Annotated in this window: 20 protein-coding genes; 9 read left to right on the top strand and 11 right to left on the bottom strand. The window is 62.2% G+C overall.

Annotated elements, in window-relative coordinates; translation table 11 throughout:
* Nucleotides 1-366 precede the first annotated feature (366 nt).
* Nucleotides 367-810, bottom strand: coding sequence for a DUF2147 domain-containing protein (locus tag Q0718_RS11910; RefSeq protein ID WP_298918167.1), 444 nt, complete (start codon nt 808-810; stop codon nt 367-369).
* A gap of 223 nt (nt 811-1,033) precedes the next feature.
* On the opposite strand from Q0718_RS11910, the gene rho reads away from it, so the two are divergent.
* Nucleotides 1,034-2,326, top strand: coding sequence for a transcription termination factor Rho (gene rho, locus Q0718_RS11915; protein ID WP_366523886.1), 1,293 nt, complete (start codon nt 1,034-1,036; stop codon nt 2,324-2,326).
* Between the two features lie 293 nt (nt 2,327-2,619).
* Here rho and mmsB read toward each other — a convergent pair whose 3' ends face one another.
* From mmsB to sdhC, 8 genes are all read right to left on the bottom strand, one after another.
* Entirely contained in the window at nt 2,620-3,495 is an 876-nt protein-coding gene (gene mmsB, locus Q0718_RS11920) for a 3-hydroxyisobutyrate dehydrogenase (protein WP_298918170.1), read from the bottom strand.
* Nucleotides 3,492-4,529, bottom strand: a complete 1,038-nt coding sequence (locus Q0718_RS11925) for an enoyl-CoA hydratase/isomerase family protein (RefSeq protein WP_298918173.1) — start codon at nt 4,527-4,529, stop codon at nt 3,492-3,494. Before Q0718_RS11925 ends, mmsB begins: the two co-directional genes overlap by 4 nt.
* A gap of 161 nt (nt 4,530-4,690) precedes the next feature.
* Complete coding sequence (locus tag Q0718_RS11930) at nt 4,691-5,845, bottom strand: acyl-CoA dehydrogenase family protein (protein WP_298918176.1); 1,155 nt, start codon at nt 5,843-5,845, stop codon at nt 4,691-4,693.
* Nucleotides 5,846-5,974: 129 nt separating this feature from the next.
* Nucleotides 5,975-7,273 carry a hypothetical protein gene (locus Q0718_RS11935; RefSeq protein WP_298918178.1) on the bottom strand — a complete coding sequence of 433 codons (1,299 nt, stop codon included), beginning with the start codon at nt 7,271-7,273 and terminating at the stop codon, nt 5,975-5,977.
* A 1,364-nt stretch (nt 7,274-8,637) separates the two neighbouring features.
* A complete protein-coding gene (locus Q0718_RS11940; protein ID WP_298918181.1) occupies nt 8,638-9,360 on the bottom strand; it encodes a hypothetical protein in 723 nt (240 codons plus the stop codon).
* Between the two features lie 143 nt (nt 9,361-9,503).
* Nucleotides 9,504-11,288 (bottom strand): succinate dehydrogenase flavoprotein subunit, encoded by a 1,785-nt coding sequence (gene sdhA, locus Q0718_RS11945; RefSeq protein ID WP_298918185.1) that lies wholly within the window; start codon nt 11,286-11,288, stop codon nt 9,504-9,506.
* A 9-nt stretch (nt 11,289-11,297) separates the two neighbouring features.
* Entirely contained in the window at nt 11,298-11,642 is a 345-nt protein-coding gene (locus Q0718_RS11950) for a hypothetical protein (protein WP_298918188.1), read from the bottom strand.
* Nucleotides 11,639-12,025 (bottom strand): succinate dehydrogenase, cytochrome b556 subunit, encoded by a 387-nt coding sequence (gene sdhC, locus Q0718_RS11955; protein WP_298918192.1) that lies wholly within the window; start codon nt 12,023-12,025, stop codon nt 11,639-11,641. Before sdhC ends, Q0718_RS11950 begins: the two co-directional genes overlap by 4 nt.
* A gap of 190 nt (nt 12,026-12,215) precedes the next feature.
* Here sdhC and Q0718_RS11960 point away from each other — a divergent pair, with 190 nt between their 5' ends.
* The 3 genes from Q0718_RS11960 to Q0718_RS11970 all read left to right on the top strand — a co-directional run bounded on the left by Q0718_RS11960 (nt 12,216) and on the right by Q0718_RS11970 (nt 15,851).
* The gene (locus Q0718_RS11960; RefSeq protein ID WP_298918195.1) at nt 12,216-14,792 is read left to right on the top strand and encodes an RHS repeat-associated core domain-containing protein; all 2,577 of its coding nucleotides are present in this window, start codon (nt 12,216-12,218) and stop codon (nt 14,790-14,792) included.
* Nucleotides 14,783-15,184 (top strand): hypothetical protein, encoded by a 402-nt coding sequence (locus tag Q0718_RS11965; protein WP_298918198.1) that lies wholly within the window; start codon nt 14,783-14,785, stop codon nt 15,182-15,184. The genes Q0718_RS11960 and Q0718_RS11965 overlap by 10 nt, the downstream gene beginning before the upstream one ends.
* A gap of 367 nt (nt 15,185-15,551) precedes the next feature.
* On the top strand, nt 15,552-15,851 hold the full coding sequence (locus Q0718_RS11970) for a hypothetical protein (protein ID WP_298918201.1): 300 nt from the start codon (nt 15,552-15,554) through the stop codon (nt 15,849-15,851).
* A 426-nt stretch (nt 15,852-16,277) separates the two neighbouring features.
* Here the strand turns inward: Q0718_RS11970 and Q0718_RS11975 are convergent, their stop codons facing one another.
* The gene (locus Q0718_RS11975) at nt 16,278-16,637 is read right to left on the bottom strand and encodes a response regulator (protein WP_298918204.1); all 360 of its coding nucleotides are present in this window, start codon (nt 16,635-16,637) and stop codon (nt 16,278-16,280) included.
* Nucleotides 16,638-16,788: 151 nt separating this feature from the next.
* Here Q0718_RS11975 and Q0718_RS11980 point away from each other — a divergent pair, with 151 nt between their 5' ends.
* The 4 genes from Q0718_RS11980 to Q0718_RS11995 all read left to right on the top strand — a co-directional run bounded on the left by Q0718_RS11980 (nt 16,789) and on the right by Q0718_RS11995 (nt 20,739).
* The gene (locus Q0718_RS11980) at nt 16,789-17,685 is read left to right on the top strand and encodes an N-formylglutamate amidohydrolase (RefSeq protein ID WP_298918207.1); all 897 of its coding nucleotides are present in this window, start codon (nt 16,789-16,791) and stop codon (nt 17,683-17,685) included.
* Between the two features lie 180 nt (nt 17,686-17,865).
* The gene (locus Q0718_RS11985; RefSeq protein WP_298918210.1) at nt 17,866-18,267 is read left to right on the top strand and encodes a helix-turn-helix transcriptional regulator; all 402 of its coding nucleotides are present in this window, start codon (nt 17,866-17,868) and stop codon (nt 18,265-18,267) included.
* Nucleotides 18,268-18,330: 63 nt separating this feature from the next.
* Nucleotides 18,331-19,137, top strand: a complete 807-nt coding sequence (locus tag Q0718_RS11990) for an inositol monophosphatase family protein (protein ID WP_298918213.1) — start codon at nt 18,331-18,333, stop codon at nt 19,135-19,137.
* A gap of 141 nt (nt 19,138-19,278) precedes the next feature.
* Nucleotides 19,279-20,739 carry a Do family serine endopeptidase gene (locus Q0718_RS11995; RefSeq protein ID WP_298918216.1) on the top strand — a complete coding sequence of 487 codons (1,461 nt, stop codon included), beginning with the start codon at nt 19,279-19,281 and terminating at the stop codon, nt 20,737-20,739.
* Between the two features lie 199 nt (nt 20,740-20,938).
* On the opposite strand, the gene Q0718_RS12000 is transcribed toward Q0718_RS11995, so the two are convergent.
* Nucleotides 20,939-21,460 carry a DUF892 family protein gene (locus Q0718_RS12000; RefSeq protein ID WP_298918220.1) on the bottom strand — a complete coding sequence of 174 codons (522 nt, stop codon included), beginning with the start codon at nt 21,458-21,460 and terminating at the stop codon, nt 20,939-20,941.
* A 221-nt stretch (nt 21,461-21,681) separates the two neighbouring features.
* Here Q0718_RS12000 and Q0718_RS12005 point away from each other — a divergent pair, with 221 nt between their 5' ends.
* Nucleotides 21,682-22,128: a glycine zipper 2TM domain-containing protein gene (locus Q0718_RS12005; protein ID WP_298918225.1), complete on the top strand. Its 447-nt coding sequence runs from the start codon at nt 21,682-21,684 to the stop codon at nt 22,126-22,128.
* Nucleotides 22,129-22,179: the final 51 nt, after the last annotated feature.

A 22,179-nucleotide genomic window follows, 5' to 3' on the forward strand; every position in this document is an offset into this window, starting at 1 on the left:
TGAAAATGGTTCTTGTTTTCCCTTCCCCGTCACGGGGCAGGGCCCGCGCCTCGTGTCGCCTTCGCGGCACAAACGCACCCCCGCCGTGGCCCCGATGCCCGGTCGCACGATGAAACTCGCCTGAAGATCAATCAGCCCTTACCCTGGACAGAAACGCGCTGGCACGGTCCCGTGGGGTCCATCGCCCAACTCTCACAGCCAGACGAGACGGCAGAAGAGGGATCCCGGACCGAGCGCGGGATGAGGATTGAGAAGAAGTTCGGTCGGGACGGCCCATACTGCGGATCAAGCCGGAAAATGGACCATCGTCAGGGTCACCCGAAAGATGAGACACCCGGGCGTGACCAAAGGTGCGAGGCCGTGGGGCTAACCCACCCGCGTCCATTCCTGCGTCTGGCAGAAGAAGGCGATGCAGCCCTTCACCTTGAGGATATCGGAATCGTCCTTGTCCACGCGGATGGAGCTCTTGTAGCTCTTGCCGTCTTCGGGATTGTAGATGCGGCCATTCTTCCAGCGGTCGTCGTCCCATTCGAACCCTTTGAGCATCGTCAGGCCGATGATGGGTTGGGTCCGCAGGGCGGGATTGTCGTTGTTGACATCGGTCGTCGGTTCGCCGGGCGGGATGTCGGCCGTCGCGACGATGCCGCAAGGCGTGCCCGCCATGGACCCCGCACCGCAATCGGAAATGCGCACGGTCGCCGTTTCCTCTTCCGTCAGCCAGAGGCCGTAGACTGTGCCGGAAGCGGCGGCGGGCAAGGCGATGAAACAGGACAGGGCGGACAGGGCGGCGGCAAAGGCGGCGGTTTTCATAACGTCTTCTCCTCTGTCCGGAACGGCCGCGTCAAACGAAGTTCGCATTCTGATTGCTTGACCCAGCCCGTGGACATGCCTATCTGCAACGGGCAGCCGTCCTGGCTGTTCCGATTCCGAGCGTTTTCCGCCGGGATCATCTGCAGGCCGAGCCTCCTTTCATATTCACGAACGCGCCGTCGGATTCGTCCTGTGCGCGCCTCCTTTTCCGAAGTTGCAGACCATGACCGTCGATACGCCCGTTGACCAGCTCGAGACCATCTCGCTGGACGACCTCAAAGACATGAAACCCGGGGAGCTCAACCGCTTCGCCGAAGAAGTCGGGATCAAGAACCCCGGCTCCATGCGCAAGCAGGACATCTTCTATCAGACCCTGAAGGATCTCGCCGAGCGCGACGTGCTCGTGCGCGGCAAGGGCGTGCTGGAAGTCGTGCAGGACGGCTTCGGCTTCCTGCGCGCTCCGGAAGCCAACTATCTGGCCGGGCCGGACGACATCTACGTGTCGCCGAAGATCATCCGCAAGTTCGGGCTCAGAACCGGCGACACCGTGTCGGGCATTCTGGATTCGCCCGAGGGCGACCAGCGCTATTTCGCGCTGAAGGAAGCCGAGGAGATCAACTTCAGCACGCCCGAACAGGCGCGCATGAAAGCGCATTTCGACAACCTCACCCCACTCTATCCCGATCAGCGTTTCCAGATGGAGATCGAGGATCCGACCCTGAAGGACACGTCCGGCCGCGTCATCGACATCGTCGCGCCGATCGGCAAGGGCCAGCGCGCCCTGATCGTCGCCCCGCCGCGCACGGGCAAGACCGTGCTGCTGCAGAACATCGCGCACTCCATCGAGCGCAACCATCCGGAATGCTACGTCATGGTGCTGCTGATCGACGAACGGCCCGAGGAAGTGACCGACATGCAGCGCAGCGTGAAGGGCGAGGTCGTGTCCTCGACCTTCGACGAACCCGCCACGCGCCACGTCCAGGTCGCCGAGATGGTGATCCAGAAGGCCAAGCGCCTGGTGGAGAGCGGCAAGGACGTCGTCATCCTGCTCGACTCCATCACGCGACTGGGCCGCGCCTACAACACGGTCGTGCCGTCCTCCGGCAAGGTGCTGACCGGCGGTGTGGACGCCAACGCGCTGCAACGCCCCAAGCGCTTCTTCGGCGCCGCGCGCAACATCGAGGACGGCGGCTCGCTGACCATCATCGCCACCGCGCTGATCGAGACCGGGTCCAAGATGGACGAAGTCATTTTCGAGGAATTCAAGGGCACGGGCAACTCCGAGATCATCCTCGACCGCAAGGTCGCCGACAAGCGCATCTTCCCCGCCATCGACGTGACCAAGTCCGGCACGCGCAAGGAAGAGCTGCTGGTCGATCCGGTCGCCCTGCAGAAGACCTACATATTGCGCCGCATCCTCAACCCGATGGGCACGATGGACGCGATCGAGTTCCTGCTGGGCAAACTGAAGGACACGAAGACGAACAACGAGTTCTTCGACTCGATGAACACCTAGGCCTTTCCGGGACTTCGACATACGCGGAAACACCCGCTCCGAGCGCAGCGAGGGCCGTAGTGGTGTTTTCGCGTCCGCGCGCGGCTCCAGCACGCTGAGCGGCAGCGAATCGCGCCGCAGGCGAGCGCCCTTTCGGGCGCTTTCTTATTCCAGCCTAGGATGAAATAGAGTGGGCTTTCGCTGCCGCTCAGTCCGCTTCGCGGACGCGGCAAAAGAACCCCGTGCTCGGCTACGCCTGCGCGCGCCGCCCTTTCGCCGGTGTGCGCGATCTGAAGCCGGATTAAAGCTTTGTCCTACAGCGACCCATCGATCAGCTTCATCACGCCGGAAAAATCCAGCCCGCCCTCGCCCGCCGCTTCCATCAGCGCGTAAAGCGCCTCCGCCTGCGCGCCCATCGGGGTCGCGGCGCGGGCGGTCGTCGCCGCTTCCTTGGCTAGCCGCAGGTCCTTCAGCATCATCGCCGCCGCGAACCCCGGCTGGTAGTCCCGGTTGCTCGGTGCGCTCTCCACGGGGCCCGGCGCGGGGCAATAGCTCGTCATGGACCAATTCTGGCCCGACGCCGTGCTGGAGATATCGAAGAAGGTCTGGGCGTCGAGACCCAGCTTGCCCGCCAGGTTGAACGCCTCGCATGTGCCGATCATGTGGATGCCGAGCAGCATGTTGTTGCAGATCTTCGCGACCTGTCCATTGCCCGCATCGCCGGCGTGGAAGACATTCTTCCCCATGATTTCCAGCAGCGGTTCGGCGCGCGCGAACGCGTGTTGCGTCCCGCCGCACATGAAGGTCAGCGTGCCGTCCGCCGCGCCTTTGACCCCGCCGGACACGGGCGCATCGATCATGTCGAAGCCTTGGTCCGTCGCCTGCCCGATCACGGTCCGCGCGCTGTCCACATCGACGGTGGAGCAATCGATCATCAGCGTGCCGGGCGCGGCCACCTCGAACACGTCGGCATAGACGGCGCGGACATGCTGACCGGCTGGCAGCATCGTCACGACGGCATCCGCGCCGGAGACCGCCGCCGCAACCGTATCGGCCTTCGAACATCCCGCGTCGCAAGCCTTGGCGACGGCATCGCCCGACAGATCGAAGGCCCGCACCTCATGAGGCTTGGCCAGATTGGCCGCCATGCCCCCGCCCATGTTACCTAGTCCGATGAAGGCGATGATCATGTGTGGAACTCCTGACGCGGCTCCGCCACCTGTCGGAACATACGTTCGACTTGCTCATCCGTCACGGCCTCGACATCCTCGTGCGACCAGCCCGGGTTGCGGTCCTTGTCGATCAGCTGGGCGCGGATGCCTTCGTAGAAATCTTGGGTGGTCAGGAAATTCAGCGACAGGTCGAGCTCCATCATCATGGCATCGCGGAACTCCATAGTCGCCCCGCGCCGCAGCGCTTCCAGCGTCGTCGCCAGCGCGAGCGGGCTCTTGCGGCGGATCAGCTTGGCTTGCTTGGCCGACCAGTCGGAGCCTTCGTCGTCGAGCGCGGCGAGGATGTCGGCGACACTGTCGCGGTCGAAGAGCTGCACCTCGGTCGGCACGTCCGCGTCGCCGGGCGGGGTCGCTGCGAAGGACTGGATCAGGCCCGCAACCTCGGCTCCGTCCTGGATGTCTGCCAACGCCTTGATAAGGGCGGCGTGCTTGTCCGTCGGCACATAGGCGGTCGCCACCCCAATTTCGAAACATTCCGCCGGCCCAAGCCGCGCGCCGGTCAGGCCGAGCCAATTGCCAATGTCCGCCCTGAGCCTTGGCAGGAAATAGGTCCCGCCGACATCGGGAAAATAGCCGATCCCCGTTTCCGGCATGGCGAACAGGGTCGTATCGCCCGCCACGCGGTGGTCGCCATGGACCGACAGGCCGACCCCGCCGCCCATGACGATGCCGTCGATCAGCGCGACATAGGGCTTCGGATAGGTCTGGATCAGTTCGTTGAGCGCGTACTCCGTACGCCAGAACGCCTCCGCCCGGCCGTCCTTCGCCTTGCCGCTATCGTGCAGCATGACGACGTCACCGCCCGCGCAGAAGGCCCGGTCGCCTGCACCGTCGACGACGACGGCAAGAACGTCGGCGTCGTCTCGCCAGTCAAGCAGCGCGCGGGTCATGGCTTCGCACATCGGCGTCGTCAGCGCATTGAGCGCGTCGGGTCGGGCCAGCGTGATGCGCCCGATGGCGCCGTCAATGCGGGCGATGATGGTGTCGGTCATTGGTCTTCTCCTTTCCTCCCCGGAAAAGGGAGGTGCCGAGCGCAGCGAGGCGGAGGGGTGACAGGATCATCAAGACGGCGCTTTGCGCCGACATATAATTCGTCACCCTTCCGTCATAGCTGCGCTCTGCCACCTTCCCTATCAGGGAAGAAATATTGTTTTTACTGCCGCAGCAGTCCGCGGCTGATGATCACCCGCATGATGTCGTTCGTGCCTTCGAGGATCTGGTGGACGCGCAGATCGCGCACAATGCGTTCGACCTGATAGTCGGCGAGATAGCCGTAGCCGCCATGGACCTGCAACGCATCGTTGGCGATCTTGCTGCACAGATCGGTCGCGAACCGCTTGGCCATGGCGCACTTCATGCCGGCGTTCGGGACCTTGTGATCAAGCGCGTCTGCCGCCGAATAGATCATGAGCTGCGAGGCCTCCAATTCCGTCGCCATGTCGGCGAGGCGGAATTGCGTGTTCTGGAAGTCGGCGATGGGCTTGCCGAACTGTTTGCGCTCCTTGGCGTAGTCGGTCGCCAGCCGCAGCGCGGCGGCCGCGCCGCCGAGACTGCACGCGCCGATATTGATGCGCCCACCATCGAGGCCGGACATGGCGAAGCGGAAGCCGTCGCCTTCCGCGCCGACGCGGTTGGCCGCCGGCACGCGGGCATCCTCGAAGATGACCTGCGCGGTCGGTTGCGCGTGCCAGCCCATCTTGCGTTCCGGCGGGCCGAAGCTCACGCCCGGCATGTCCTTGTCCACGACGAAGCAGGACACGCCGCGCGCGCCGTCATCCGACGTGCGCGCCATGACGACATAGACGTCCGACCAGCCCGCGCCGGAGATGAATTGCTTCGCCCCGTTCAGCACATAGTCGTCGCCCCCTTTATCATTTGTGGCCCGGACCGCCTTCGTGGACAGCGACGCGGCGTCCGATCCGGCGCCGGGTTCCGTCAGGCAGTAGGAGGCGATCAATTCGCCCGCGACCAGCCTGGGGACATAGCGCGACTTGAGGTCGTCACCCGCATAGGAGGCGATCATCCACGTCGCCATGTTGTGGATCGTCATCATCGCCGTATGGCTGACGTCCCCGGCAGCGAGTTCTTCGAACACCATGGCCGAGGCGAGCCGCGACAGGCCCGTGCCGCCGTCGTCTTCCGGAATGTAGATGCCGAGAAAACCGAGCGCGGCCGCTTTTTCGAACACGCCGCGGTCGAGATGCTTCTCCCGGTCCCACTGTTCCGCATGGGGCGCGAGTTCCGTGGCGGCGAACGAGGCCGCCATGTCGCGGATCATCGTCAGGTCTTCGGTCAGTTGAAAATGCATGGGCGCGGCTATGCGGCCCCGCGCGGCGAAAGACAACGCGCGAAGACCGCGCATCACGGGCCGGATGACCCGTCAGTCCGCCTCCGATTAGAAGTCTTTTGCGCGGATCAGGTCACGCAGAGGCCCCCATCAGTCCACGCAGAGGCTGGGCCCGGCCGTGCCGTTCGCGACTTCCGCGAAGCAGCCGAACGGATTGTCGTCGGGCTGGCAGAGGCCCGTCGCCGGCGATCCGGCCGGCGTGCCCGCCGTCGTGCGGCATTGGCCGGCGCACTGGCCGCTATCGGTGCAGACGCGCCCGGCATCGGCGAAAGGCCGCGTGCAGCGTTCCGCGCCCAGCAATCCGGCGCGTTCGACGGTCCCGCCCGTCTTGTAGCAGCTGATGCGGTCCACCTCGCTCAACCGTCCGGTCTCGGAAGGCGGCGCGGGCGTGCTCGCCTGGTCGGACACCGTCGTCAGGTCCAGATAGGGCCGCAGGGCTTCGCCCGCGACGGCGATGCGCGCCCGGCGCGCGGCCGGTTCCAGCGTCACCAGCGTCCGGCGCGAAGCGTCATACAGATAGAGCGCGGTCGCGTCATGGCCGATCTGCTGGAACAGATGGATAGGCCCGCCCCGGACGTTCTGCTCCCAGGACCGGTCCGCGCTGCGGAAGAACTGACCTCGGGCATAGGCGGCGCGCTGCAGATCCTGAGGGCGCGGAGAGGCTGCGGCAGCAGGCGGCTGGGGCTGAGTCTGAGGCTGAGGCCGGGGCTGGGGCTGAGGCTGGGGCTGAGGCTGGGGCTGAGGGCTCGGCTGGACGACCGGCGGCGGCGCAGGCTGCGGGGCGGCCTGCATCGGCTCGGTCCCCGTGATCGCATAGATGTCCGTCATCGCGGCCTGGCCCGGCCAGCGGCCGCGAATGACATTCGCGTCCAGATCGACGACCAGCATGACCTCGCCGTTCGGCCCGCTTAAGGTCAGCGTCCGCGCCGTCGAAGCGGTTTCGAAGAATTCGTAATTGACCGTGCCGTCCTGGCGCATCTCCGTCCAGCGGCCCGGCTGTGCCCGGCTCTGAACCAGGCTGCCGCCGGGGAACCGGATGACGGCCAGTTCGGGCGACGGACGGCGCGGCGCGCCAACCTGGACGGGAGCGTTCTGAACGGGAGCGCTCTGAACGGGAGCGTTCTGGACGGGCTGTGCTTGCGTCTGCGCCTGTGCGGAAAGCGGCGAGGTCGGCGACGGCTGGGCCTGCACCATCCGGACGCTCGGTGAGGCACTGCGCGCCGCGTCCGCAGCGACAGGCCTATCGGCGGCCAGTCCACCGGCCGCAGGCCCGTCCGGGGACGGCGCGCCCAGCAATTGCGCCCCGGCGGATTGCGGCCAGGCCGTCTGCGCCGTGAAGCAGAGCGCCAGAAGGGCTGCCGCCATGATGGAAATGCGGATGAAGCTCATGATCCTGTCCTCGCGTCCGGGCGGCGGGTTCGCCCCCTCATAGCCGCTTGCGTCTTTCCGCAAGGTGAACGGACCGGCGACCGCCGCGCGCCCCGGCGTTCCAAGACGAACCCTGGCCGCCGCACTCTGCAAGTTCCGTTCCACGTCACCCCGAAACCATGCCGGAACTCCGACAGCGCTGCAGCGCCGCCTCCCGATGGCATTCTCGACCGTCATCGCGAGCTCGGCTCTCCCTTCATCGCCCCTACTTCCATTGCCTCTGGAATTCATGGCCGCGATTCGTTTTCCTCATCCATCATCTCTCACACCGGGCTCGATCCGGGATCCATCTCCCCACTCTTGCGATTTGCCTAAAGGTCCTGCGATGATCCCGCAGAACCGCGCCAGAGCGTTCGTGTCCGGAGTGAGGTGAATTCGGTTCACGCATGCGGGACGGTGCGCCCGGATTGCGGGCGTCACGCCCGGTCCGGCAATCCATCGTCCCGGTTGAAAGGGACACGAGGCGCGGGCCGCTGTCCGTTGATGGACAGAGAAAAGAACACACCGATTTACAACGGGCCGGGGCCCGCGCGGATGGAACGTGCTGGCGCCCGCGCCGCATTGCCGGCGGGATCGGTTCGATGGCTGGAACGGTCTCCGCTCGGCCCCGCAACGTCGGGGCGTCGCATCCAAGGCGCACGCTCCGCCAACGGGTCGCCCCGACGGCTCTGCGGCGGGGCGCGGCCTGGGACTCCGCGCGATCAGCCTGCGACCGCGCCTCGTCCGCCTCCGAATGTCTCCGCCGCCTGCGCCGCCGGATCTCCCCCGGTCGGCGCGGGCGTCGGACGGGTCGTTCACCCCACCCGGAAACCGCACTCCACCGTCCGCACCGCCGAGGACAGGCTCCCCCTCGTGTCTGATGCGAACACGTCCGTTATAAGGGAGGCCCGCCATACCGAGAATCTTTTTGGCTCACTTTTTTCGTAGGCGAGGATCGATTTTCGCGACGGGCCGGTGGCAGCGGCGTTTGCGGCCCGGATAGGCGAGCATGCCGTCCTCGGGAATGAGACGTTAGCGAGGATGGCGGGGGATGGGCGGCCGGAAACGGGGCTGAATCGGGGCGAATAGGAACAGTCTGAGGCGACGTGTCAGACCCGTTCCAATCGTTAAAGAGTGAACCGTCCAAGCCGCCCGACACGAACCGGTCGCTGCCGCTTAGACAGCGCGGCCACGGTTGCATCGATGGCGCGCCTTTTCAAAGCCAGATACGAAGCGAATTTATTGGTGAGGAGAAGGGTGACGTTGCACCGTCAGTGTTCCATATTTGAGGCATATGATTAGGCGTAACTCTCTCGCTACTTCGTGTTTCCAGCTCCTCAATCACATTATTGCACGACATGAACCGTGTCTCCGACTACGATTCTATCTCCGGAATCCCAAATCTGATCTATCCGGGCGACACAGCTATCATGATCGTCCGCACACACTTTTCCTTCGAAAACCAGTCCCATTTTTTCGCGTAACTGCTCTGAGGTCGGCAGCCATAAGCGGTTGAGAAAACCGCGGGATTTGTCCGGGCAGTCGGATAACGTATCGATAAGTCTATAGTGCGTCGTAACAAGACGCTTTTCGGCCTCCCGCCAAAACTCCTTATTGATTCCCTGGGTATCGTAGAGACGCTCTTGAGCGCCTGCGGCTGTGAACGCACAATAATGATCAGCTTCTTTTGCAAGTTCAAACTGATTTCTGTCCATCAAGGGCGACCAGTGAAAGCCGATCAATGGCGAGTCGATGAACACAATTTTATCCCCGGCAGGCAGTATGAACTCACTACAAGCGGAAAGGCATCGGCCTCGCACTGTGACCTCCATCTCTTTGGCCAATGCAACTTTGGCCGCCTCGAGCGCATCGACCGTAAAGCCCCCACCGGAGTTGATTTCCAAGCGAAATGTCGACGGGGCATCCGACAATAATTGTGTCAGGCGGCCATCTATCCTTCCGACGAAAACGAGATTTTCATCTGCTTGAAAGCAAGAGACAAGAAGATAGATCGATGCCAGTATAGCAGTTGCAGACAAAACTATATTTTGTTTGTATAAATGTCTCATCTCATCGAGATTTAAGTCCCGTCGGGCAACGTTTTAATGGAAAATCCGGCAAGTCTGCACTTTCCACATCGCACCCCTGGGCGTACCTTCACCGTCCTGCGGGCGAAAACTCGTACCCGGTCAAAGGGGAGTGAGAGGTAGGCTCAGTACACCCGCTTCTTAGGCTCAATATACTCAATCCCATCCGTCATCGTGTAATCATGCACGGGGCGGTAGTCGATCTTCACCGCATTCGCCCCGTCGTCATACCATGCCAGCGTGTGCTTCATCCATTGATCGTCGAGCCGGTCGGGATAGTCCTCATGCGCGTGGGCGCCGCGGCTTTCCTTGCGGTTGTCGGCTGAGGCGATGGTGACGCGGGCCTGGGCGACGAGGTTGTCGAGTTCGAGCGTTTCCATCAGGTCGGTGTTCCAGACCATGGTCTTGTCGGAGACGGAGACGTCGGCGAGCGTGTCGGCGACCGTTTTCACCTTTTCCACGCCTTCGGCCAGGCTCTCTTCCGTGCGGAAGACGGCGCAATGTTCCTGCATCGCCTTTTGCAGGGCGAGGCGGATTTCGGCGGTGCCTTGGGTCCCGGCGGCGGCCTTGAAACGCTCCAGCCGGGTGATGGAGTGTTCGCCCGCATTGGCGGCGAGCGGGGTGGTGTCGGCGCCGGCCGTCAGGACCTCGCCGCAGCGCAAGCCCGCCGCGCGGCCGAACACGACCAAGTCGATCAGGCTGTTGGAGCCGAGGCGGTTTGCGCCGTGGACGCTGACGCAGGCGGCTTCGCCCACCGCCATCAGCCCGGGGACCACATGGTCGGGATCGCCGTCCTTCAGCGTCACGACTTCGCCGTGATAATTGGTCGGGATGCCGCCCATATTATAGTGGCAGGTCGGCAGGACGGGGATCGGTTCCTTGGTCACGTCGACGCCGGCGAAGATTTTCGCCGTCTCGGAAATGCCGGGCAGGCGCTCGGCCAGCACGGCCGGGTCGAGATGGTCGAGATGCAGGTAAATATGGTCCTTGTTCGGGCCGACGCCGCGCCCTTCGCGGATCTCGATGGTCATGGCGCGGGAGACGACGTCGCGACTGGCGAGGTCTTTGGCCGACGGCGCGTAGCGTTCCATGAAGCGTTCGCCCTCCGAATTGGTGAGGTAGCCCCCTTCCCCGCGCGAACCTTCGGTGATGAGGCAGCCCGCGCCGTAAATGCCGGTCGGGTGGAACTGGATGAACTCCATGTCCTGCAGAGGCAGGCCGGCGCGCAGCACCATGGCATTGCCGTCGCCCGTGCAGGTATGCGCCGACGTGGCCGAGAAGAAAACGCGGCCATAGCCGCCGGTGGCGAGGATCACGGTCTGCGCCTTGAAGCGGTGCAGCGTGCCGTCATCGAGCTTCCACGCCGTGATGCCGCGACACTTGCCATCTTCCATGATCAGGTCGAGGGCGAAATATTCGATGAAGAATTCCGTGCCGCGCCGCAGCGACTGGCCGTAGAGCGTGTGCAGCATGGCGTGGCCGGTCCGGTCGGCGGCGGCGCAGGTGCGCTGCGCTTCCGGGCCCTGACCCATATTCTGCATCATGCCGCCAAAGGGGCGCTGATAGATCTTGCCTTCGTCCGTGCGCGAGAACGGCATGCCCCAATGTTCGAGCTCATACACCGCGTCGGGCGCGTTGCGGCAGAGATACTCGATCGAGTCCTGGTCGCCGAGCCAGTCCGAGCCCTTGACCGTGTCGTACATGTGCCAGCGCCAGTCATCGTCGCTCATATTGCCGAGCGACGCCGCGATGCCGCCTTGGGCCGCGACCGTGTGGCTGCGCGTCGGGAAGACCTTGGTCACGCAGGCGGTCTTGAGGCCTTGCTGCGCCGCGCCGAGTGCTGCGCGCAGCCCGGAGCCGCCCGCGCCGACGACGACGACGTCATAGTCGTGATCGATGAAAGTGGTCATGAACCCGTCCTAGAAAAAAGCGGCGGCGACGAGACCCGCCACGCTGGCCAGCCACAAGATGAGGGCGACGGACTTGTTCTTCCAGAGGCCGAAACGCCGCAGCCCACCGTCGAAATAATCCATGATGACCTCGTCCATCTCCAGCTTGGCGTAGAGGATGGCCGCGCTCAGGAACGCGATCATGCCGACCGCGCCGAGCGGGCTGGACAGCCAGGCCGCGATGCCGGACGGCCCATCCGGCAGGGCCAGCATGACGGACAGGATCGCGAACGGCAGGCCGACGATCACGCCCCACCCGGCCAAGCCGTGCATTTTGTGATGCTTCGTGCCGTGGGCGGCGGAATAGGCGCTCATGCCAGCACTCCGATCGCGGTCAGGACCAGCGCGGCGACCAGCGCCAGCGCGATCATGCCGTAGGACAGCCCATTGTTGAACCGCGGTTCGAACATCTCGCCCTGGTTCCAGATCGCGTGGCGCAGCTGCGCCAGCGCCATGAAGATGAAGGAGAACAGGAAGACGAACAGCCCGATCGCGCCGAGCGGCGAGAATAGCAGGTCGCGCAGCGGAATGCTGTCGGAGAAGCCGAAGAAGACCAGCCAGACCGCGACCAGGACCAGCGCGACGTAAGAGATGATCGCGCTCGCCCGGTGCAGGATCGAGCTCATCATCGCGCCGTGCCAGCGCCAGACCTGCAAATGCGGCGCCATGGGCCGCGGATCGTTCCATTCCGATGACATGGATGCTCCAGCCTGACGGCCCGCGCCGCGAGGGTCGCGCGCCGGCCTTGTTTCGTCCCCCGTCGCCCGGGGCTCAAGTGACTACGGATAATGGCCCGCCCCGGTTGCGACAAGGGAGGAAGCGGCGCGCGGACGGCTTTTGTTTGCGTTTGCGAGTGAGTCGCGGGGGTGGCGGGCTTGGACGGCGCGGATGCAAGCCGAGGCTGTGAATAACTTCTTGAAGGCGATATTTGCAACCCCAGGAAGAAAATGTTACCAGATAGCAATAATCCAAGCTGGGGAGCTTTCGTTCATGCCGTCATCCGCCGCCATCCTCCGGTCTGCGAGTTTCGCCGTCACCGGTCTCGCCGTCGTTCTTGCCAGCCCCGCCTTCGCCCAGGACGCGGCGCAGCCTTACGGCCCGCCCGTGTCCCAAACGACCGAGCAGGGCACGACCACGCTCTCCCCCCGCGCGGACGGCTTCGACGTCACCTTCCAGGATCTGCGCGGCGTGACCACGCGCTACGCCTACGACGCGGCCGGCTTGCTCGCCAGCGAGACCGCGCCGGAGATCGGGCGCCTGCGCTTCGATCACGACGACCAAGGCCGCCCGGTCCGCCGCGCGAGCGCCGACGGCCTCGTCGCCCGCGTCGAGTATGACGACAGCGGGCGATTACTGCGCAAGGCGTATCGGTCGGATGGCCCTCGGGGCATGGAGGACCGGATCGTCACCCGCTACGGCTATGACGTGTGCGAGAACGGCGCGGGCAAGCTCTGCCGGATCGTCCACAACGGCCACGTCACCCGCTTCGCCTATACGCCCGACGGACGCCTCGCCTCCAAGGCGGTGCGCCTGGCGGACGAGACCGATGTGGAGCGCCTGCGCTACGACTACGATGCGGACGGGCGGCTGGATCGGATGCGCTATCCATCCGGCCTGGTCGTGCGCCACCACTATGACGCCGACGGGCGGCTCGTCCGCCTGACCGGCCACTACGAGACGGGCGAAGACCGCGCCCGCTTTACCATTGCCCGGGACATCGCCTTCGACGCGGACGGACGCCTCTCGGGCTTCGTCCACGGCAACGGCGTGCGCACGCGCCTGCGCCGAGGCGACGGCGGCGCGTTGTCGCGGATCACTCTGGCGAAGGACGGCACCGTGCTCGACCGGGCGGACCTCGCGCGCGACACGGATGGCCGCGTCACCGCCATCGACCGCCCCGACGACGTCCGCGACCGCCGCTTCGCCTACGATGCGGGCGGCCGCCTGGTGATGGAGACCACGGGCGACGGCACGCCGACCGCCACGACCCGCATCGACTACGCCTACGACGCGGTGCACAACCGCACGTCGGCCACGCAGGGCACGGCCACGCGGCATTACACTTACGCGTCTGACAGCAACCGTCTGACCGCCATCGGGCGGCAGTCCGTGAGCTACGACGAACGTGGCAACCTTACTTCCGACCGCTCGCGCCGCCGCAGCTTCACCTACGACGCGACCAACCGGATGGTCGCCTTCATGCGCGACGGCGAGCTGCGCGCCACCTACGACTATGACGCCCACGGCCGCCGCATCCGCAAGCGCCTGCACCGCCCGGACGCGGACGGCGTGCGATCCGTGCGCTTCGTCCATGACACGGACGGCCGCCTGGTCTCCGAAGTCTCCCGCCGCGACGACCGCGCCGCCGTCCATGCGCGCGACCTGGTCTGGTTGGGCGGGCTGCCCCTGGCCCAAGTCGAGCGCAAAGTCCGCTCTGATGGCACGACACGGCAGGCGTCCGTCCTGTCGCTCCACGCCGGTCACCTGGGCGAGCCCAGAGAGGCGAGAGACAAGAGCGGCACGGTCGTCTGGCGCTGGGAGGGCGATGCCTTCGGCCATGGCCCCGTGCGGCGCGACCCCGACGACGACGGCGTGAGCACCGAGGTCTCCTTGCGCTTCCCAGGCCAATACCACGACCGCGAAAGCGGGCTGTTCTACAACCACCACCGGGACTACGATCCGAAGCTCGGACGCTACGTGCAAAGCGACCCGATCGGGCTAAAAGGCGGGGTCAACCGGTACGCCTATGTCAGCGGAGACCCGGTGAACTGGGTGGATCCCAACGGAATGAAACAATGCTGGTACACCTGGGCCGACCCGGACTCCGATGGTGGGGCTGGAACTTCCATCATTTTGACAAATTGCACTAGCAGCGTCGGCGGCGAAGATGGAGTTGCAGGCGGAGGCGGAGGCGGAGGTGGAATCGGAGTAGGCGGCGGAGCGCCCAACCCCGGACCCGTCTTCGGAGAGGGAGGCGGGGGCAACAATAATTTTGACCCATCAAAATCTATGTGCGTAAATCCAAGCACTAATCTACAATCAACGCTTGATGAAATCGCATCAAGAACATCAAATGACGGAAATGAGCACGGGGCATTTTACTATACCAGAAATGGGAAAGTGTTTTCAACGCCGATTTTTACCTCTGGCCAACCCAACACAATCGACCCGTCAACCTATATTCCTCATCTACAACAACTATCATTGTCTGGCGCCACAATCATTTTTGCAATACATTCGCACCCGTACTTAAGAATTTTAGATTCACACACAAACACTTATAACCGTACATTTCTTTCTGCTGGAGATATAAGGCTGTTTACAAATCTTCCTAGATATAACATTAACGTAGAAAGAAATTTATACGCCGCTCTTGTCGGCCATCCAAATGGGGTTCGAATCGACAGTTTTTTCCAAATTGACCTTAATGCAAATCAAGTGAATAGGATAGACACATGCGATTGATATATATGATTTTGATTTTAGTTTTATTAGGGCATAACATCAGCTCTAACGGCAAAGAATCGAACTCTTCTTTCTTAACTGAGTTTAACTACACTTTTAACGTTTCCTGCGCTCAAAGTACATATATAATTAAAGGAGTTATAAAAAACACCCCTCAGGAGAAAGCATATATAATAAAAAGTATTTACAAGGATTCGGTAAAAATACGCACTAAAAACCACAAGCTACACAAACAACTATTATCGGGGATTAAACTGGAGGAGCTTCCTCTGTTTTTTTGCGATATATCTGACCTATCTGTCAAATTCACCAAGCCTTTAACTCTGATTGATGGGAGCCACATGTCCGCTTTGTATGTTTATGAAGATAATATAATACCATTAATGGAATAGTCCCTTTAAAAAATCAACATATTTATTGCATTCTTAGGGTGGGGCAGGAGTTTACTATGGCTCACTTCCAATCGGTGGGGCTATCAAGTTATAATTAAGTTCAACTCTCATACCTGCGTAGAATGATCAAAAAAACTGTCATAGCAAGCTTTGTGGTTGCTCTCAGTCTAAGCTTTTTTTCAAACTTTGAATGAGCCTAGCATTATGAACTTTTCGAACATATTTTTCGTCTGAGCAACAGGATCATACTTTCTGCTGAAAGAAGGCCTTGGATTTAACGATGGTAAGTATCTCTTCAAAGTTAACCTTAAGCTTCCCTTAGTGTTACATATGACTTATATTGTTCTTATCATAATGGCCGCCACATTTGACTTCTTTTCTCTATAATATTATTTATATCCGCACCGACTATGCCTATGACGCGGTGCACAACCGCACGTCGGCCACGCGCCGCTACATCTACGCGTCTGATAGCAACCGTCTCACCGCCATCGGGCGGCAGGGCGTGAGCTACGACGCACGCGGCAACCTGACCTCCGATCGCTCAGGCCGCCGGTCCTTAGAAGCGGTCTCCGCAGTGGTTTTCTTAGTTGAAGGCCTCGTGTACTATTCAGGAAATGTTGACTTACCAAATACAGGCAAACGATGTCCAATCGTAACCCCATAAAAAGGAAAGCGTATGTCGTGCTTGCGGTTCAACTGACATTATTCTATGTGTCACTACTATGTTATGAGTGGTTTACCAGGAACCAGTGGAACGGCCTAGACCCCCAATTTGGAGTAGTCGCATTGTTAAGCTTAAGTGTTTTGTTGACTGGATTTTACGGACTATTAACATCAGTTTCTTCGAGGCCTCCATGGTGGGTGGCATCGTGTTTTGCAATTCTGCCACTGGCGCTCACTCTGTTTTGGAAATGAAATGAGGTAAATGACGGTAGACCGGTGAGTTTTTATTTTGTGAATCGACATTATCACAAGAAGGCGTTGCATTCTTGTGAAAGACAGAGATATAAAGTAGTCATTCTATGTATACATGCCGATTATGAAAACTCGTTTGGCGAATTATCTGATAAATCTCTGTCGTAAGTGACACTCAAGCCGCGATCAACCGATCCACTTCGTCTACCAATTGCCGCAGATGCACCGGTTTGCTCAGCACGGTCTGCTCCGAGGCGCGTTCGTCGCTCATGGCGACGGCGGCGAAGCCGGTGATGAACATGACCTTGATTCCGGGCGACAGGGTTTCGGCCTGTTTGGCGAGTTCGATGCCGTCCAGGCCCGGCATCATGATGTCGGTCAGGAGCAGGTCGAAGGCGCCGTCGGCGAATTTCAGGGCGCGCAGGGCGCGTTCGCCGTCGGAGCAGGCAATGACGTTGTGCCCGGCTTTTTCGAGAGCCTTTTCGAAGAAACGGCGCATGTCCGCATCGTCTTCGGCATAGAGGATTGTGGCCATGACATTGTGTCCCGGGCGGTTGATCTGTGCTGCAGTCAGAGGCCAAAGGCTGCGATCTGCCCTGCCATCCTAGCAGCATTCGTGCCTGATGTGACAGGTGCGACTTAAAAAACCCTGACCAAGGCGTACCGATCGGCTAGGATAACCGTTCATGCGGCCTTTCACCCCTAAAGACGCGCCAGTCAGCCCGGCGGAACGCCAGAGCCTCGCCCGGCTCGATCCGGGCCATTGGGTGGACCGGCCCGATGTCTGGCGCGCGGGTGTAGTCTTCGCCTCGCCCCATTCTGGCCGGATCTACCCCCGGCCGTTCCGCGAAGCGTCCTGCCTGTCCACGGCGCAGCTGCGCCGCAACGAGGACATGTTCGTGGACCGGCTGTTTTCCGGCGCGGTCGCCGCGGGAGCACCGCTGCTGCGCGCGCGGTTCCCGCGCTGCTATGTCGATGTCAATCGGGCACCCGACGAATTGCCGCAAGGCTGGTCGGATGTCCCGATCCGGGAAACGCCGCGCGCCCAGGCCGGTATCGGCGTGGTGCCGACCCATATCGGCGAGCGCGCCCCGATCTACCGCCAGGAACCGAGCCGGGCCGATGCTGCAGCGCGCCTGAAACGGCTCTACTACCCCTACCATAACGCGCTCTCAATGTTGATCGCGGAGGCGCAGACGCATTTCGGGCAGGCCTTGCTGATCGATTGCCACTCCATGCCGGGCTTCGCGCCGATGGGGTCGCGCCGGCCGGATATCGTGCTGGGCGACCGGTTCGGACGGTCCTGCAACGCGGAAACGATCTTCGTCCTGCGCGACGCATTCCAGGCGGAGGGTTTTTCCGTCGCGCTCAACTACCCTTATGCGGGCGGTTACGTGACCGAGCATTACGGCAAGCCGGAGGACGGGATCGAAGTGATCCAGGTCGAAATCAATCGAGATCTCTACCTCAACCCTGTCACGCTGGCGCCCAAGCGCGGTTATGAGGGCGTGGCGGCGAAGGTCGGCCGGATCGTGCGTTGCATTGTGGACGGCCGACGTCCTCACGCTCTAGCTGCGCAATAAACGGCCGCAACGCTCTTCATTGTTCGATTCCCGCACATTGGACGGAGGCTGAGATACCGTCTCGCGACGTCAGGCGAGCGGTTCGGGCCGAAACACTCCCGCTCCAGGCGAACAACCCTGACGGGGCTGGCACGGCATTTGCTCTCTTGTGAGGCGAGACGTTTTGAAAGGACACGCCCCATGACCAGCGACATCGACCTCTTCGTCGGCAAACGCCTGCGCCGCCGCCGCCGCCTGCTCGGCCTGACCCAGCAGGCGCTGGCCGAACAGGTCGGCATCCGGTTCCAGCAAATCCAGAAATATGAATGCGGCGCCAACCGCGTGTCGGCCGCGCGCCTGTTCGAACTGTCCGAAGCCCTGTCCGTGCCGGTGCAGTATTTCTACGAAGGCCTGTCGGACCGCGACCCGTTCGGGTGCGAGGATCCGGCGCATATCGCCTCGGACGTGCTGTCGAAGAAGGAGACGATGGATCTGGTGCGCGCCTATTATGCCATGGGCGAAGGTCCGCGCAAACATCTGCTGGACCTGGCCAAGTCGCTTGAAGCGGCGACCAAGCCGGCCTTGCGCCTGGTCGTGCCATAGATTCCTAACTGGACGCTTTCCCGTCCGCTTGCGCCGTGCGGCGCCAGCCCCTAGTCGGCGGCCATGACCGACATTGCCGACCGCTTAGCCTTCATGGACACGCTCGCCGAGGCGGTGCGGGCCATTGCCCTGCCGCTGTTCCGCTCCGGCGTCGCAGCCGAGAACAAGGCCGAGAGCGGCTACGATCCCGTGACCGAAGCCGACAGAGCGGGCGAGCGCGAATTGCGTCGCCTGATCCTCGAACGCTATCCGGACGATTCCATTGTCGGCGAGGAACATCCCGATCACGAGGGCACGAACCGTTACCGCTGGACGGTCGATCCGATAGACGGCACGCGCGGCTTTGTCGCCGGTGTCCCGGTCTGGAGCACGCTGATCGCCCTGTCGGTCGATGAAGAGCCCGTGCTGGGCATGATCGACCTGCCCGCGCTGGGCCTGCGCGCCGTGGGCGATTTGTCCGGCGAGCCGGAGGCTTGGCTGATCCATGATGACAGTCGGCGCGAACGCCTGCGCGCCCGCACGATCGACCGCCTGTCCGAGGCGCGGCTGGGCTGCACCCAGCCCTTCGGCATGTTCGGCCACGGCGAACTGGCCGCCTACAAGATCGTTCAGAGCGGCGTTGCCTTTTCGCGGCTGGGACTGGATGCCTATGGCTACGTCCTGCTGGCGCAGGGGCGGATGGATTTGATGATCGAAGGCGGCATGAAGCCTTGCGACGTGCGTGCCCTGATGCCGGTAGTGGTCGGGGCGGGCGGGGTGATCACGGATTGGCGCGGGGGGAATCCCAAGGACGGGCCGCGCCTTGTCGCCTGCGGCTCGCCGGATCTGATGCCGGAACTGTACACCTATCTAGGCCGGGCGATGACGTAAGGTTGCGGCTCGGCTTCACTTCCGAATTAAACCTCAGTCACCTTGTGTCGCGGAGGCTTGCGGGAACGGGCGGCGACTCCATATCTTTCCAAGACATTACAAGCTTTGTTCACGAGCCCGTTTCGCAAGGAGTCCCTGCTCATGAAGAAAATTCTGATCCTGTCCGCTGCCGCCATCGGCCTTGCGACGACGCCTGTCGCCCTGTCGCAGGTGCTTTCGGATACGACCGATCCGGCCGCGCCGCTCTACCAGCCGGTGCAGCTGCTCAGCCAAGGCAATTCCTCCATGACCTACGATGCGCGCCGGGGCGTCGTTACCATGGCACCGTTGCTGGAGCGCGTCACACCCGCTGTCGTGTCCATCAACACGGTGACGGAGGGCCGCGTCCGGCCTGAAACCGACGATGAGCGCCTGGAGATGTTCGAGCGCTTCTTCGGCCCATCGCCGCAGAACCGCGGCCCGCGCGCCGGGCTGGGCTCTGGCGTGATCGTCGATGCGCGCCAGGGGCTGATCCTGACCAACAACCACGTTATCGATGGCGCGGACGAAATCGAGGTGCGCTTGGAAGATCGCCGCGAGTTCTTCGCCGAAGTGGTCGGCACGGATCCGCAGACCGATCTGGCGCTGCTGAAGATCGACGCGCGCAATCTGCGCGACCTGCCGATCATCGACACGGACGATGTTATGGTCGGCGACTATGTCATCGCCGTGGGCAATCCGTTCGGCCTATCCTCGACCGTGACCAGTGGCATCGTGTCCGCCCTGGGCCGCGAAAGCGGCGGCGGGGGCGACCGCTATGCTGATTTCATCCAGACCGACGCGGCGATAAATCCCGGCAACAGCGGCGGCGCTTTGGTCAATTCCAAAGGTGAGCTGATCGGCATCAACACGGCCATCATCTCCCGCTCCGGCGCCAGCAACGGCATCGGCTTCGCCGTGCCGACCCGCACCATCCGCAATGTCATCGACCAGCTGACGGAATTCGGCGAAGTGCGTCGTGGCCGGATTGGTGTGGAGATCGGAAATGTCACGCCGGAATTGCGCAGCGGGCTTGGCCTTCCGTCACTGGCAGGCGCATTGGTTCAGACTGTCGTCGAAGACAGCCCAGCCGAGAAAGCTGGCCTCGAACAAGGTGATGTCGTCATTGCTTTCAATGGCGAGGAAATCGAGGACATGGCGGATCTGCGCAATACGGTCGGCCTGTTGATGCCTGGCACGACGGCGGACATCACCTATCTGCGCGACGGACAGCGTCGCACGACCCGCATCACGCTCCAAGCGCAGGATACCGAGCGCGACGTGCTGGACGAACGGACCGCCGACGACATTCCGTCCATGGAGAGCTTCTCCGGCGCGACGATCACGGACATCCCGTCCGATCTAGATCTGCGCGACGGCGATGACGGCGTCTATATCAGCCAAGTGCGCCGGGGATCCCGCGCCTTCCGCTCCGGCCTGCAGCGCGGCGACATCATCCGCAGCATCAATCGCCAGGACATAGAGAACCTGCGCGATTTCGAACGCTTCATCGAAGCTAATGAAGGCCCGTATGCGCTGGTCGTGGAACGGGACGGCCAGACTGCCTTTATCGGCGTGCGCTAGGCGCTCCGCCTTCTTTTAAAGGTCCGTCAAATTCTGAGAAAAGGTTTCCGGGAGAACATCCCCGGAAACCCAGATTGATTGCATAATGAAAGGGTCGGATAACGGTTGGCACCGCTGAGGAGGTAGCTCGTAAGTCCGGCCCTCGCGGAAGGGCTCCCCCCTGCCGCGCCAGGCCGCCTGGCCTGGCGCTTCAAGATCTTTACTCTTCTTCGTTTGCTTCGGCGGCTTGCTCGTTGATGCAGTTGACCGCCATGTCGGTGAAGGCGCGGTCGCCTTCATAACCCTCGTCCAGCAGCCCTTGAAGCGCCTTCGATCCTTGGTGATCGCCAAGCTGTTTGGCATAGGCATTGGCCGTGCCGTAACCGGCCAACGCGTAATGGGTCATGCGCTGGAACTGGGCAATGGCCGTCGCTTCGCGCAACGCCTCGTCTGTATAGTCGGAATGCAGCACGTGTTTCTTTCCTTCCGTGACCAAGCCTTCCATGCCTTTGCAATGCATGCCGGAGGCTTTCTCGTCATGGCGTTCGGCCAGCTTTTCCAGCTCCGCATTGTTGTCCTTGATCATTTTCTCGGACTGCTGGAACTTCTGCACCAATGGGCTGCCTTCGGGCAGCTTGCGCGCGAACATCCCGCACGTCTCCGCCGCTTGCTTGTTGGCGGAATGGATGTCCTTGATTTCGTGGATGTAGAGGTCCTTGAGGGATTTCGTCGTGCCGGACATGGCTGTGTCTCCTTTTGAAGTGGGTGTCAGAGACAAGCGATTCCGGGGGCAAGAAAGTTCCGGACAAACAGCGCAGTCAGGAAAAAGGAGTCCGGAGTTAACCCTGCAACCTGTCGCCAATCTGAATATTGTCCTCAGCCTTCAGCCAGACGGTATCCAGCATGACCGGTTTCGTCAGGCGGTTTTGCCTGGCGCCCGCAACGGGATGAAAGGACGACATCATGACACGCACGACCCGAATCGCCGCAGGCTTCTTGGTTCTAGCCGGGATCGCCTCCCTCACCGGGCCGGCTTCCGCCCAAAGTACGGAAGAAGTCCTGGGCGCCGTGATCGGCGGCACGGCCGGGACCTGGATCGGCAAGGAACTCGACAAAAAGGGCTCGACCCGCGAAGGCGAAATCATCGGCGCTGTTATAGGCGGCAGCTTGGGTTATGTCATCGGCGACCAGATCGATGACCGCAATGACCGCCGCCGTCATCAACAACGCCGTGTCTATAGCCAACCAACCTATCACCAGCCCCGCCGCGTCTACTCTCAGCCTGTCTATAGCCAGCCGCGTTACGTCCCTCCGCGACGAGTCCACACGCAGCCAGCCTATGTCGCTCCGCGGCGGCGCGTCGTGGGACACTACCCGCAAGGCCGTACGGTTTATCGCTCGCGTTACTAGTCCTCTGCGTTTGAGACTGAAAACAAGCCCCGCCTCTTTAGGTGGGGCTTG

The sequence above is a fragment of the uncultured Algimonas sp. genome (assembly GCF_947498175.1).
GTDB lineage: Bacteria > Pseudomonadota > Alphaproteobacteria > Caulobacterales > Maricaulaceae > Litorimonas.